8 protein-coding genes are annotated in these 14,108 nt (G+C 66.7%); 7 read left to right on the plus strand and 1 reads right to left on the minus strand.

Going from position 1 to position 14,108, the window contains the following annotated elements; all coding sequences use genetic code 11:
* Positions 1 to 164 precede the first annotated feature (164 nt).
* The 4 genes from rpoD (at position 165) to ACFPQ5_RS22135 (ending at position 8,201) form a co-directional block, all read left to right on the plus strand.
* Positions 165 to 2,738, plus strand: coding sequence for an RNA polymerase sigma factor RpoD (gene rpoD / locus ACFPQ5_RS22120; protein WP_379760865.1), 2,574 nt, complete (start codon positions 165 to 167; stop codon positions 2,736 to 2,738).
* 289 nt (positions 2,739 to 3,027) lie between these two features.
* Entirely contained in the window at positions 3,028 to 4,962 is a 1,935-nt protein-coding gene (locus ACFPQ5_RS22125; RefSeq protein ID WP_379760867.1) for a methyl-accepting chemotaxis protein, read from the plus strand.
* 77 nt (positions 4,963 to 5,039) lie between these two features.
* Entirely contained in the window at positions 5,040 to 5,870 is an 831-nt protein-coding gene (locus ACFPQ5_RS22130; RefSeq protein WP_379760869.1) for a transporter, read from the plus strand.
* Between the two features lie 183 nt (positions 5,871 to 6,053).
* Positions 6,054 to 8,201, plus strand: coding sequence for a family 10 glycosylhydrolase (locus ACFPQ5_RS22135; protein WP_379760871.1), 2,148 nt, complete (start codon positions 6,054 to 6,056; stop codon positions 8,199 to 8,201).
* A 45-nt stretch (positions 8,202 to 8,246) separates the two neighbouring features.
* Here ACFPQ5_RS22135 and ppc read toward each other — a convergent pair whose 3' ends face one another.
* Positions 8,247 to 11,054: a phosphoenolpyruvate carboxylase gene (ppc, locus tag ACFPQ5_RS22140; RefSeq protein WP_379760873.1), complete on the minus strand. Its 2,808-nt coding sequence runs from the start codon at positions 11,052 to 11,054 to the stop codon at positions 8,247 to 8,249.
* A gap of 165 nt (positions 11,055 to 11,219) precedes the next feature.
* Between ppc and hemC the strand changes: the two genes are divergently transcribed.
* From hemC to ACFPQ5_RS22155, 3 genes are read left to right on the plus strand one after another with little or no spacing between them, the layout of a single operon-like run.
* Complete coding sequence (gene hemC, locus ACFPQ5_RS22145) at positions 11,220 to 12,194, plus strand: hydroxymethylbilane synthase (RefSeq protein WP_379760875.1); 975 nt, start codon at positions 11,220 to 11,222, stop codon at positions 12,192 to 12,194.
* A gap of 15 nt (positions 12,195 to 12,209) precedes the next feature.
* On the plus strand, positions 12,210 to 12,977 hold the full coding sequence (locus tag ACFPQ5_RS22150) for a uroporphyrinogen-III synthase (protein WP_379760877.1): 768 nt from the start codon (positions 12,210 to 12,212) through the stop codon (positions 12,975 to 12,977).
* Between the two features lie 32 nt (positions 12,978 to 13,009).
* Positions 13,010 to 14,107: a uroporphyrinogen-III C-methyltransferase gene (locus ACFPQ5_RS22155; protein WP_379760879.1), complete on the plus strand. Its 1,098-nt coding sequence runs from the start codon at positions 13,010 to 13,012 to the stop codon at positions 14,105 to 14,107.
* Position 14,108 lies beyond the last annotated feature (1 nt).

The following is a 14,108-nucleotide window of genomic DNA, read 5'->3' on the forward strand; positions in this document are numbered from 1 at the left end:
CGGCCGCATGCCTTGGCAGGCGAGGGCGCTTTGAAAGTGCTTGATTTGCGGCTTGTCCGCCCTTAGTTAGGGCCCTTCCCGATCCTTTTCCCCCGGCCAGAGCAGGCCGTGGTGAATCTTTGACCTCGCAGGCGCGCACCCGCCTCGACAGGAGAGTTTTTTATATGAAGAACACCGCCAAGACACTGACACTGACAGCAAAGAAAGCGCCGGCCAAGAGCGCCGCCGCCCAGCTGGCGGTGCCGAAAACCGCGACCTCCTACTTCCTGGAAACGGAAGCGGCGGCCAAGGTGACGGTGGTCAAGACCCGTTCGCGCCTGGCCTCGCTGAAAGCCCAGGCCGAGGAAGCGCCGGCGCCGGTGGAAGCCGTCGCCGAGCTGCCTGTGGCCGACGCCGCGGAAGCCGAAGCGGCGCCTGTCGCCGCCGATGCTGCGCCGGTTCCTGTCGTTGTGCGCAAGCGCGCCTCGAAGCTGGCGGCCCTGAAGGCCGTCGAAAGCGCGCCGGCCGAAGCGGCGCCCGAAGTTGCCGCCATTGCCGATGAAGCACCGAAGGCCGTCAAGCCGCGCGCCGTGCGCCGCGTCGAGGCAGTCGCCGCCCCGTCGACCGTGATCCAGACCGCAGGAAGCACCGTCAGCAAGACCACCGACGCCGCCGCGCTGGCCGCGATCGACACCTCGGGCTACCTGCTGCCGCAGGTGAAGGTTCCGGGCCGCCGCGGCCGAAAACCAAGCGAATTCACGCCGGAAAACGACGAAGTCGCGGCGCTGAACGCGGTCGAGCGCGCCGAACTGAAGGCGGTGTCGAAGGCGCGCGAGCGCAAGGCCAAGGGCATCCCCTCGCTGGGCACCGAAGCCGGCTTCTCGGAAGCGGAACTGGAAAAGCGCCGCACCCAGCTGCGCAACCTGATCAACATGGGCAAGGAGCGCGGCTACCTGACCCACGCGGAGATCAACGACCACCTGCCGGAAAACATCATCGATCCGGAAGCGATCGAAGGCATCATCGCGACCTTCAACGACATGGGCATCGCCGTCTACGAGCGCGCCCCGGAAGCGGAAATGATGCTGCTGTCGGATAACGCCGTCACGCCGACCAGCGAAGACGAAGTGGAAGCGGCCGCCGCAACCGCACTGTCGACCGTCGACTCCGACTTCGGCCGCACCACCGACCCGGTGCGCATGTACATGCGCGAAATGGGCGCCGTGTCGCTGCTGACCCGCGAAGGCGAGATCGAGATCGCCAAGCGCATCGAGGAAGGCCTGAAGGACATGGTCCAGGCCATCTCCGCCTGCCCGACGACGATTTCGGAAATCATCGCGCTGTCGCACAAGATCGCCGCCGACGAGCTGAAGATCGACGAAGTGGTGGACGGTTTCGTCGACCTGAACGACAGCGCGCCGGCGCCGGTCGTGGCCCCAAGCAAGGCGGCCTCGGATGACGAGGAAGAGGAAGAAGAGGAAGAAGCCGAGGAAGAAGACGGCGACGCCGGCGGCGGTGCGGCCGGCTACTCGGCCGAACAGCTGGCGCAGCTGCGCAAGGGTGCGCTGGACAAGTTCGCCCTCATCGAAGAGCAGTTCGACCGCATGGGCCACGCCTTCAAGACCACCGGCTACGGCTCGGCGGCCTACAACAAGGCGCAGGACATCATCTCGACCGAGCTGCTGGGCATCCGCTTCACCGCCAAGATCGTGGAAAAGCTGTGCGACACGCTGCGTCATCAAATGGACGAAGTGCGCGCCATCGAACGCGCCGTGCTGGACATCTGCGTGAACCGCTGCGGCATGCCGCGCGCCCACTTCATCAAGGTCTTCCCGGGCAACGAGACCGACCTGGAATGGGGCGACCGCGAGGTCGATTGCGCCTACCCGTACAGCGCCGTGCTGGGCCGTAACCTGCCGGCGATCAAGGAACTGCAGCAGCGCATGATCGACCTGCAGGCGCGCGTGGCGCTGCCGCTGGCGGATCTGCGCAAGATCAACAAGCAGATGGCGGCCGGCGAGAAGCGCGCCCGCACCGCGAAGCGCGAAATGACGGTCGCGAATTTGCGCCTGGTGATCTCCATTGCGAAGAAATATATTAACCGCGGCCTGCAATTCCTCGACCTGATCCAGGAAGGCAACATCGGCCTGCTGAAGGCGGTCGACAAGTTCGAATACCGTCGTGGCTACAAATTCTCGACCTACGCGACCTGGTGGATCCGCCAGGCGATCACGCGTTCGATCGCGGACATGGCCCGTACCATCCGCGTGCCGGTGCACATGATCGAGACGATCAACAAGATGAACCGCATCTCGCGCCAGATCATGCAGGAAACCGGCAGCGAGCCGGACCTGGCGACCCTGGCCGCCAAGATGGAAATGCCGGAGAACAAGGTTCGCGAGATCATGAAGATCGCGAAAGAGCCGATTTCGATGGAAACCCCGATGGGCGAGGACGGCGATTCGCAGCTGGGCGACTTCATCGAGGACAACACCACCCTGGCCCCGCTGGACGCCGCGCTGCACGCGTCGATGCGCAACGTGATCAAGGAAGTGCTGGACTCGCTGACCCCGCGTGAAGCGAAGGTGCTGCGCATGCGCTACGGCGTCGAGATGTCGAACGACCACACGCTGGAAGAAGTCGGCAAGCAGTTCGACGTCACCCGCGAACGTATCCGCCAGATCGAAGCCAAGGCGATGAGCAAGCTGCGCCAGCCTTCGCGTTCGGACAAGCTGAAGACCTTCTTGCACGACAAATAAGCCGTACAGGCTTGATCGAAATGCCGCTCGCTGAGCGGCATTTTTTTTGCCTGTACGGTAGGGTGGGTGCCCCGTGCCCACCAAAACGCAGCGTCATGCCGGCGTTCGGTGGGCACGGGGCGCCCACCCTACTTGCTTGTTCACTATCGACAAACGAGGCAATCTGACCGAATCGCAACAGTTACTTGAAACTGTATAAACGCTTTGTCGTAAACCAGTTGACGCATACGGATGAGCGCGGGAACATGCTGCACAGCAACATTCCCACCAATTCTCACACCGTCATCCCATGCTCGCCGCTACTCTCCGTCGCCTGTCGATCAAGGCCAAGCTCATGCTCAGCATGGGCGCCTGCCTGCTGCTCTTCATCCTCATTTCCGCCACCCTCAGCGTGACCCTGACCGGCCGCAGCCTGAGCGAGCGTGCCGTCGAGCAGGAATTGCCGGCCGTGGTCGCCGCGATCCGCAACGACATCCTGCACCGGATCGGCGGGCCGGTCAGCGCCTCGCTGGCGGTGGCCAACAACACCTTCCTGCAGGCCTGGGAACGCGAGGGCCTGCCCGAGACCGGGATGGACGCCTGGCGCGCCTATGCCGGCAAGATGAAGAGCGTCTACCGTGCCGGCAGCGTGTTCTGGGCCTCGCCGAACACGATGCAGTTCATCACCGAAGCGGGTCTGGGCCATACCATGGAGAAGGGCAATCCGCGCGACGCCTGGCTCGGCGCCTTCCTCGCCAGCGGCCGTTCGCACGAACTGAACCTGGACCCGGATGCCAAGACCGGCGAGATGATGTTGTACATTAACGCGCGCGTCGAAGCGGGCGACGGCAAGCTGGCCGCTGCCGGCCTGGGCCTGTCGGTGAAGGCGATGGCCGATGCCGTGCGCGCCTACACGATCGGCAAGTCCGGCCATGTCTACCTGGCGCGCCCGAACGGCAGCATCGTCCTGCACCGCGATCCGAAACTGGCCGACGGCGAGCACAACGTGAAGGACCTGCCCGGCTACACGGCGGCCGTCATCGCCGGCCTCATGAAAAAGCAGGAGTTCGCGCACACGAACTACGATGCCGCACAGGGGCGCATGATCGTCGCCTCGTCCTATGTTCCGGAACTCGACATGTACGTCGTCGCCGAAGTGCCGGAAAGCGAAGTGCTGGGCAACCTGGCGCGCTCGGCCACGATCGCGGCGCTGGTGGCCGGCGTGGTCGGCGGCGGCATCGGCCTGTTCGCGATCTTCCTGGTCAGCCGGGCGATCGCCGCGCCGGTGGCGCGCGCCGCCGCCATGCTGGGCGAGATCGCCGAGGGCAAGGGCGACCTGACGCGGCGCATGCCGGTCGAGTCGCAGGACGAGGTTGGCGCGCTGGCGGACGCCTTCAACCGCTTCGTCTCCTCGCTGCACCACACGATGAGCGAAGTGCGCCGCAGCAGCCAGGCTATTGCCGGTGCTTCCAGCGAAATCGCGGCCGGCAACATGAATTTGTCGAGCCGCACCGAAGCCCAGGCCTCGAGCCTGGAAGAGACGGCGGCCGCGATGGAAGAACTCACCTCGACCGTGCGCCAGAACGCCGAGAACGCGCGCCAGGCCAACCATCTCGTCAGTTCCGCCAGCGAGCAGGCGCACCAGGGCGGCCAGGTGGTGGGCGAAGTCGTGAGCACCATGGGTTCGATCACGCAAAGCTCGTACAAGATCGTGGACATCATCGGCGTCATCGACGGCATCGCCTTCCAGACCAATATCCTGGCCCTGAATGCCGCCGTGGAAGCGGCGCGCGCGGGCGAGCAGGGCCGCGGCTTCGCGGTCGTCGCCAGCGAGGTGCGCAACCTGGCGCAGCGTTCGGCCGCCGCGGCCAAGGAAATCAAGACCCTGATCGACGCCTCGGTGCGCGAAGTCGAAACGGGCGCGCGCCTGGTCGACACGGCCGGCGCGACCATGAGCGGCATCGTGCAGGCGGTGGGCCGCGTGGCCGACCTGATGCGCGAGATCGATGCCGCCAGCAGCGAGCAAAGCCAGGGCATCGGCCAGGTCAACCAGTCGATCGCAACCATGGACGACGTCACCCAGCAGAACGCGGCCCTGGTCGAGGAAGCGGCGGCCGCGGCCAGCGCGCTGGAAGAGCAGACCGCGGCGCTGGCGCAGGTGGTGGCCGGCTTCAAGCTCGAGGACGGCGCCGCGCCCCCCGCGGCGTCCGCGTCCGGGCGGCCCCGGCTGGCATTGGCGGCCTGAACGGCCAATCGGGCGATGCCGCTGAGCTCGCGGCGGTAGAATCGGGACTTGCCCATCGATCCGCCTGGAGCCTGCGCATGTCCCGATCGCGTGCCCGCAGCCTGTCCCGTTTGCCTCTTTGCCTGGCGCTGCTCGCCTGGCTGCCGGCGCATGCCCAGGAGTCGTCATTCGACGGGCCGCTCAAGACCGACCGGCCGGACTTCGTCGAATCGAGCGAATCCGTGGGCAAGGGCCGTTTCCATCTCGAGACGAGCTTCCTGGTCGAACGCGAGCGCAGCGGCGAGGAGCGCGAGCGCAGCTATTCGACGCCGACCATGCTGCGTTTCGGCCTGAGCGACGCGCTCGAACTGCGCATCGAGAGCGAAGGACGCATCGTCCAGCACACCCGCGACAAGGAAAGCGGCGAACGCAGCACGACGGCCGGCTATGCCGACTCGTCGATCGGTGTCCTTTGGCATGTCATGGATGGCGAAGGCAGGCGACCCTCGCTCGGTGTGCTGTTTGACGCGAGCTTGCCGACCGGCTCGAACGCCCTGCGCGGCAAGGGCGTGCGGCCTTCCTTGCGCGTCGTCGGCGAGTGGGAGCTGCCGGGCGGGATGGAACTCGGCATGATGCCCGGCATCGCCTTCCGGCACGAGGAAGAGAACGACCGCAGCACAGCGCGCCACGCCTACGGCCTGTTCGGCATCGTGCTGGACAAGGCTTTTACCGAACGCTTCCACGGCCTGGCCGAGATCTCGCTGCCGCGCATCGCCCACGTGCGCCACGGCGGTACCCAAGCCACCTTCGACATCGGCGCGACTTATTTGCTGAGCAAGGACTGCCAGCTCGATACCCTGTTTTCGCGTGGGCTGAACCACCGCACGCCGTACGCGAGCTGGACCGTAGGTCTGTCGATTCGCCTCTAGCCGGCTCATGCTTTCAAGTTATGCAACACGCACCCAATTTCATTGGTTGGCGTGATTTTGCGCGCATGATCTGCGCGTAAGCTGTTGGGCGGATGGCAACACTGTGACGCGAGGAGAGGCGCCGCAGGTCGCCACTGGTGCACCGAAGTGGTGCACCCACTCAACCTCGCAAAAAACGACAACATGAAAAAACTTTTGCTTGCCGCGGCTGCAGCCATGCTCGCCGCGTCCCTGGCGCACGCCGATACGACCAGCCTGTCGCCCAAGCGCGAACTGCGCGGCGTGTGGATCAGCACCCACCTGAGCCTGGACTGGCCGAACCGCACCCAGACCCCGGACCAGCAACGCGCGGCGCTCAGCGCCATCCTCGACCACAACCTGGCGACCGGCATGAACGCGGCCTTCCTGCAGGTGCGCAGCCAGTCCGACGCCATGTACCCGAGCGAACTCGAACCCTGGTCCTACTACTTGACCAACAACCAGGGCAGCGCCCCGGCGCCGAGCTGGGACCCGCTGCAATTCGCGATCGACGAATCGCGCAAACGCGGCCTCGAATTCCACGCCTGGATCAATCCCTACCGCGCAGTGGCGAACACGGCCACCGAGACCAATACCGCCCAGTACGCGGCGAACCACGTCTCGCGCACCCATCCGGAATGGATGCTGCAGGTGGGGACCGTGAAAATCCTGAACCCGGGCCTGGCCGCCGTGCGCGAGCACGTCACGAAGGTCATCATGGACATCGTCGAACGCTATGACGTCGACGGCATCCACTTCGACGATTACTTTTATCCGGCCGGCACCATCAACGACGACGCGGCCTACGCGGCGGACCCGCGCGGCTTCCCGGCCACCACGGCCGGCCGCGCGGACTGGCGCCGCGACAACATCAACCTGCTGATCGCGGGCGTCAACGAGCGCATCCGCGCCGTGAAGCCCTGGGTGAAATTCGGCGTCTCGCCCTCTGGCATCTACCGCAGCAGCAGCGATCCCGCCGTCGGTTCGCCGACCTCGAGCGGCGCTTCCCAGCACTACCTGAGCAATTTCGCCGACACCCGCGGCTGGCTGCGCGAAGGCTGGGTCGACTACCTGGCGCCGCAAGTCTACTGGTACATCGGCCAGGCGGGCTCCGACTACAAATTACTGGTGCCGTGGTGGAACGAGAACGCCTTTGGCCGCCACATGTACATCGGCATTGCCGACTACAAGATGGGCACGACAGGCTGGACGGACCCGAAGCAGGTCGCCAATCAGATCGCCCTGAACCGCGCGCAGGGTCACGTCGCCGGCCAGATCCACTTCCGCCACGCCTTCCTGCAAGCCAATCCGCTGGGCTATCGCACGGACCTGCAGCAGAACGTCTATCAGCGGCCGGCCCTGGTGCCGGCGATGCCGTGGAAGAGCACCGTTGCGCCGCTGGCGCCGTCCGGCTTGAGCGCTTCGCAGGGCGAGAATGCCCTCGTGCTGAGCTGGACCGGGGCCGACGCGCGCGACGAGCTGGAGAAGGTGCGCCAGTTCGCCGTGTACCGCTCGGCGGATCGCACGATCGACATCGAGGCGCCGCGGAACCTGTTGGGCGTCACGCACGGCACGGCCAACGCCTATGCGGACACCAAGGTCGAAGCCGGCCAGTATTACTACTACACGGTCACGGCCCTGAACCGCCTGAGCAACGAGAGCGCGCCCGCAAACGTCGTCAGCAACGACTTCGAAGCGCCGACGGTGCGCACGCGCGCGGCCAGCGTCACGCTGGCCAACGGCAGCGCCGGTTTGCAGCCGGCCGACATCGACGGCGGCAGCAGCGACAACTGGGGCATCGAATCGCTCTCCGCCTCGCAAACGACCTTCAGCTGCGGCGACATCGGCACGCGCCAGGTGGTGCTGAGCGCGGTCGACAAGGCCGGCCTGACCGCGTCCGCCGAGACGACGGTGAACGTGCTGGGGCGCGTGCCGCAGCCGGTCATCACGGCCAGTGCGAATGCGGTCACCCTCGGCTACGGTCCGCAAAGCGTGACGCTCGCTGCCGGCGATGCCGACAGCGGCACGACGCTGGCATGGATGCCGGCCGCGGGCCTGGCTGCGAACGGCGCCACGGCGAACTTCACGCCGACGGCGGCCGGCAGCTACACCTTCAGCGTGCAGGCCGTCAGCGCAAACGGCTGCCCGGCGCCGGCCAGCGTGACCGTGCAGGTGATCGACGCGCGCTGCGGCGACGGCAAGGTGGCCGTGTGCCACAAGCCGGAGCAGGGCAGCGCCGGCACCATCTGCGTGGCGCCGAGTGCCGTGCAGGCCTTCATCCGCAAGGCCGAGACGCTGGGAAGCTGTTCTTGATACGGCGGACGATACCGGTCCATTGAACCGGTATCGTCCGGAACATCAACCCGTATTGCGCAGGCCCGCCGCGACGCCGTTGATCGACAGGTGGATGCCGCGGTGGACGCGCGGGTCCATCTCGCCCGGCTCCCGTGACATGGCGCGGTGGCGGTGGATCAGCTCGACCTGCAGGTGGTTCAGCGGGTCGAGGTAGGCGAAGCGGTTCTGGATCGAGCGCGCCAGCAGCGGGTTCGACGCCAGGCGCTCGCTGGCGCCGGTGATGGCTTCCAGCTGTCGCAGCGTCTCGCCGTGTTCGGCCGCGATGCGCTTGAAGATGCGCTCGCGCAGGGCCGCATTCGGCACCAGGCCGGCGTAGCGCGAGGCGATGGCCAGGTCGGTCTTGGCCAGCACCATGTCCATGTTCGAGAGCAGGGTGGCGAAGAAGGGCCACTCGGCGAACATCGCCTGCAGTGTCTGCAGCCGCTCGCCGCTGGCGTCTTCCTGCAACCAGCCGCTGACCGCCGAACCGAAGCCGTACCAGCCCGGCAGCAGCAGGCGGCACTGGCCCCAGCTGAAGCCCCAGGGAATCGCGCGCAGATCTTCGATGCGGCGTGTCTTCTTGCGCGAGGCCGGGCGCGAACCCAGGTTCAGTTCCGCGATCTCGGCGATCGGCGTCGCCGCGAAGAAGTAGTCCGTAAAGCCAGGGGTCTCGTAGACCAGGTCGCGGTAGGCCGTATAGGCGCGCTGCGAGAGTTCCGCCATCACGCCTTCGAACACGGCCAGGCGCTCGGCCTTGCCGCCCTCCGACTCGTGCGGCATCAGGCTCGCTTCCAGCGTAGCGGCGACCAGCAGCTCGAGGTTGCGGCGGCCGATTTCCGGATTCGAGAATTTCGAGGCGATGATCTCGCCCTGTTCGGTCAGGCGGATCTGGCCGTTCACGGTGCCCGGCGGCTGCGCCAGGATCGCCTGGTAGCTCGGACCGCCGCCGCGGCCGACGGTACCGCCGCGGCCGTGGAACAGGCGCAGCTTGACGCCGGCGCGTTTGAACACTTCGACCAGTTTCAGCTCGGCCTGGTACAGCTCCCAGTTCGACGTGAGGAAGCCGCCATCCTTGTTCGAATCCGAGTAGCCGAGCATGACTTCCTGCAGGCGTCCCTGGTTGTGCACGATGCGCGTGACCGGCGCCAGCGCCATCCACTCTTCCATGATGGCGGCGGCGCGCTGCAGGTCGGGGATGGTCTCGAACAGCGGAATCACCATCACGTCCGAGACCCCGGCGTTCGGACGCACCAGGCCCGCTTCCTTCAGCAGCAGCAGCACTTCGAGCAGGTCGGATACGGCCTCGGTATGCGAGATGATGTAGTTGCGGATCGCGCGCGCGCCATAGCGCTCGCGGATGTCGCGCGCGGCGCGCACGATGGCCAGCTCCGACTGCGTCTCGTCGCTGTAGGTCTCGAAGGGCGAGTACAGGAGGCGCGGCTGGGCGATCTCCGCCAGCAGCAGCTTGACCTTGTCTTCCTCCGACAGGGCCGCATAGTCGGCTTCGACCTGCGCCTTTTCGAACAGCTCGGCCAGCACGCGCTCGTGGATGTCCGAGGTCTGGCGCATGTCGAGCGAGGCCAGATGAAAACCGAAGATGTGGGCGGCGCGCGTCAGGCCGGCCAGGCGCGGCGTCACCAGCATGGCGCCGTGGTTGGCTTTCAGGGACTGGGCGATGGTTTCCAGGTCGGCCGCAAACTCCGCTGCGTCCGCATAGGGCTCGGCGTGGCCGACTTCCTTGCGCAGGATGTTGGTGGCGCCGAGTTCGCGCGCGCTGGCGGCCAGGCGCGCGTACATGCCGATCAGGGCGCGCCGGTAAGGCTCGTCGGCGCGGTGGTCGGACTGGTCGGTCGAGCGCTCGGACAGGGCCTGCATGGCGGGCGTGATGTCGACCATCAGCGTGGAGGTCGACAGTTCCGCGCCCAGCGTGTGCACTTCCTCGAGGTAGTAGTCGAGGATGGTGGTCGCATGGCGCATCGTGGCGTGGCGCATGGTGTCGGCGTTCACGTTCGGATTGCCGTCGCGGTCGCCGCCGATCCAGCTGCCCATCTGCAGGTAGGCCGCGTCGCCCAGCCGCGGCGCTTCGCCGTGGTACTGCGCGCCGATTTCGTCTTCGATGTCGTCGTAGAGCGAGGGCAGCTCGCGCAGGAAAGTAATGCGGTAGTAGGAAAGGGCGTTCTCGATCTCGTCGGCCACCGTCAGCTTGGTGTAGCGCAGCATGCGCGTCTGCCACAGGGTCGCGATGCGCGCTTGTAAAAGCTGCAGGTTGCGGACTTGCTCTTTTGGTGTCAACGGCTGGTCGCGTTCGGCCAGCAGGCGCGCGATGTCGTGCTCGGCGTCGAGGATGGATTTGCGTTGGACCTCGGTCGGGTGGGCCGTCAGCACCGGGGCGATCAGGGCGTTGCGCAGGAAGGTCTCGACCGTCTTCTGGTCGACGCCGGCGCCGCGCAGCTTGCCCAACGCGTGGCCGACGCTGCCTTCGCGCGGACGGGAACCCTGCAGCAGGTGCGCGCGGCGGCGGCGGTTGTGGTGCTGGTCCTCGGCGATGTTCGCCAGGTGCGAGAAGTAGGAAAAGGCGCGCACCACCGAAATGGTCTGGTTGCGCGTGAGCTTGTGCAGCAGGGCGGTCAGCTCTTCGCCCGCTTCCGGATCGGCGTCGCGCCGGAAGCGCACCGCGGTCTGGCGGATGGTCTCGACGACGTCGAAGACGGCATCGCCCTCCTGGTCGCGCAGCACGTCGCCGAGCAGGCGGCCGAGCAGGCGAATGTCTTCTTTCAGCGGGGCGTCCTTGTCGACGCTGTTATTCGTTTCGGGTGCGACGGGTTTGTCCATATCGGGCACTGTTCTCTAAGTCAGGTACACCAAAAATAGGCATGGCGATCAGCCATGTTTTGCAAGGGGCCGCATGCTAAAATTTGTGATCTTATGCAAGAGGCGTTACTGGGTCGGCCCGGTCGGCGCAACGACAGTGAAAGAATCCGTTTTGAAAGCAAAGACATGACGCAGCCAGCAGTACGCTTGCCATCCCAGCTGATCATCGCCTCGCGCGAGAGCCGCCTCGCCATGTGGCAGGCCGAGCACGTGCGCGATCGTCTCGCCGCATTATATCCAGATTGCCAAATCAGCATCCTCGGGATGACGACGCGTGGCGACCAGATCCTCGACCGCACGCTCTCCAAGGTCGGCGGCAAGGGCTTGTTCGTGAAGGAGCTCGAAGTGGCGATGGCCGAAGGCCGCGCCGACCTGGCCGTGCACTCGCTCAAGGACGTGCCGATGGACCTGCCGGAAGGTTTCGCGCTGGCGGCCGTGCTCGAACGCGAAGACCCGCGCGACGCCTTTGTCTCGAACGACTACGCCAGCCTCGACGAGCTGCCGCCCGGCGCGGTCGTTGGAACGAGCAGCCTGCGCCGCCAGGCCCTGGTCGCGGCGCGCTATCCGCATCTCGTCATTAAACCGCTGCGCGGCAACCTCGACACCCGCCTCGGCAAGCTCGATCGCGGCGAGTATGCAGCGATTATCCTGGCCGCCGCCGGCCTGAAGCGCCTCGGCCTGCCGCAGCGCATCCGCAGCGTGCTGGCGCCGGAACTGAGCCTGCCGGCCGCCGGACAGGGCGCGATGGCGATCGAGATCGCCGACGGCGAGCGCCTCGACGGCGTCGATCTGAAGGCGGTGCTGGCGCCGCTGAACCACGCCGACACGCTGCAGGCCGTGCTGGCCGAGCGCAAGGTGTCGAAGATTTTCGGCGGCAGCTGCCAGATCCCGCTGGCCGCGCACGCAACCGTCGACGGCGGGCAGATGCACCTGCGCGCGATGGTTGCCACGCCGGACGGCAAGCGCAGCGCCTTTGCCGAGCTGACGGGTCCGAGCGACCGTCCGGAACTGCTGGGCGAGCAGGTGTCGTCGCTGCTGGAACAGCAGGACGCCCAGGCGATCCTGGAAGTGTGCCGCCAGGACGCGGCGCAGGACGCCTGAATTTTGCCGTCGCCGATGCCGGGTTTCGTCGTCATCACCCGCCCGCGCGCCCAGGCTGACGGCCTGGCGCAGGCCGTGACCGCGCTGGGGCGTACGCCGGTGCTGTTGCCGCTGCTGGAGATCGCGCCGCTGGCTGACCAGTCGCAGCTGTCCACGGTATTGGCTGGGCTGGACGGCTACGCGCTGGTCGCCTTCGTCTCGCCGAATGCGATCGACGCAGCCTTTGCCCACGTGGCGCACTGGCCGCGCCAGGTGGCAATCGCGGTGCTGGGCGAAGGCAGCCGCATGGCACTGGCGCGCCACGGCCTCGACGCGTCGAATGCCACCATCCTCGGTCCGCTGGACCCGACGCGCAGCGACTCGGAAAACCTGCTGGCCTCGCTCGACCTGGCCCAACTCGCCGGCAAGCGCGTGCTGATCGTGCGCGGCGAGTCCGGACGCGAGCTGATGGCCGACGGTTTCCGCGCCGCAGGCGCCGAGGTGACTGTCGTGGCGGCCTACCGGCGCAGCGTGCCGGCCCTGGACGCGGCACTGGCCGCACAGCTGCATGCCTTGCTGGCCGCCCCGAACGACTGGATAATCACGAGTTCGGAAGCGCTGCGGGGGCTGGTCGACCTGCTGCGCCAGCTTGGCGACGTTGAAGTAGAAAAGATGCAACAGCAGCACGTCATCGTGCCGCACGCCCGGATCGCCGCCACCGCGCAGGCGCTTGGGCTGGCGCGGGTGACGCTTACCGGCTCGGGCGACGAGCGTTTGCTTGCCGCGTTACAATCTCAAAAATGAACGAATTGCCGAATCATCCAGAGCTGCCACCGATGCAGCCACCCGCTCCCGACACCTACCGCACGCGTGCGCCCGAGCGCAGGGCCGGCCCCGGCCTGGGCGAACAGCTGACCCGTCCGCTGTCGCTGGCCGTGATCGCGCTTGGCGTGCTGCTGGCGGCCCAGACCTGGTCGAGCCACAGCCGCATCAACACGCTGCGCCAGGAAATGGCGCGCAGCCTGCAGAAGGGCAATGAGACCAATGCCGAGACCGCCTCCCTGGCGCGCGACGTGGTCGAGCAGTCCAAGGCCTTGCAGCTGAAAGTCGGCGTGCTGGAAAGCCGCCAGCTCGAGAACCAGAGCCAGCAACTGGCACTGGAGCAGCTGTATTCGGATCTGTCGAAGAGCCGCGACGAGTGGGCGCTGTCCGAGGTCGAGCAGGTGCTGTCGACCGCCAGCCAGCAGCTGCAGCTGGCCGGCAACGTGCAGGGCGCCCTGCTGGCGCTGCAGAACGCCGACCGCTCGCTGGCCCGCTCCGACAAGCCGCAGTTCATCGCCGTGCGCCGCGCGATCGCGGCCGACATGGAAAAACTCAAGGCGACCCCGGCCGTGGACCTGGCGGGCGTGGCCGTGCGCCTCGACAGCGTCATCGCCCAGGTCGACACGCTGCCGCTGTTGTCGGACGAGAAACCGCTGCTGCCGGCCGCGCCGGTGCGTGCCCAGCGTGCCCAGCCTGCGGGCAAGCAGGCTACCGCTCCCGCGGCACCACTCGGCATCGGCGAACGCATGCTCGCGACCTGGCGCAACTGGAGCGAGGAAATGTGGGACGACGTGCGCCAGCTGATCCGGGTGCGCAGCGTCAACACGCCGGAAGCGCTGATGCTCTCGCCGGAACAGAATTATTTTGTCCGCGAAAACCTCAAGCTGCGTCTTCTGAATGCGCGCCTGGCCTTGCTGTCGCGCGACGAGACCACCTTCGCCGGCGACCTGACGGCGGCCCAGGACACGCTCAACAAGTATTTCGACACGCGCGCCCGCACCACCCAGCAAGCCCAGTCGGCGCTGCGCCAGGTGCAGGCGAACAACCTGGCGATCGAGATGCCGACGCTGGCCGACAGCCTGAGCGCGGTGCGCAACTACAAGAAGCCTTAAC

It is taken from the genome of Massilia suwonensis (assembly GCF_042655665.1).
GTDB lineage: Bacteria > Pseudomonadota > Gammaproteobacteria > Burkholderiales > Burkholderiaceae_D > Telluria > Telluria suwonensis.

Excerpts from the sequence above, each read along its gene's own strand:
- rpoD (WP_379760865.1), top strand. The coding sequence starts at position 165 with ATGAAGAACACCGCCAAGACACTGACACTGACAGCAAAGAAAGCGCCG.
- ACFPQ5_RS22125 (WP_379760867.1), top strand. The coding sequence starts at position 3,028 with ATGCTCGCCGCTACTCTCCGTCGCCTGTCGATCAAGGCCAAGCTCATG.
- ACFPQ5_RS22130 (WP_379760869.1), top strand. The coding sequence starts at position 5,040 with ATGTCCCGATCGCGTGCCCGCAGCCTGTCCCGTTTGCCTCTTTGCCTG.
- ACFPQ5_RS22135 (WP_379760871.1), top strand. The coding sequence starts at position 6,054 with ATGAAAAAACTTTTGCTTGCCGCGGCTGCAGCCATGCTCGCCGCGTCC.
- ppc (WP_379760873.1), bottom strand. The coding sequence starts at position 11,054 with ATGGACAAACCCGTCGCACCCGAAACGAATAACAGCGTCGACAAGGAC.
- hemC (WP_379760875.1), top strand. The coding sequence starts at position 11,220 with ATGACGCAGCCAGCAGTACGCTTGCCATCCCAGCTGATCATCGCCTCG.
- ACFPQ5_RS22150 (WP_379760877.1), top strand. The coding sequence starts at position 12,210 with ATGCCGGGTTTCGTCGTCATCACCCGCCCGCGCGCCCAGGCTGACGGC.
- ACFPQ5_RS22155 (WP_379760879.1), top strand. The coding sequence starts at position 13,010 with ATGCAGCCACCCGCTCCCGACACCTACCGCACGCGTGCGCCCGAGCGC.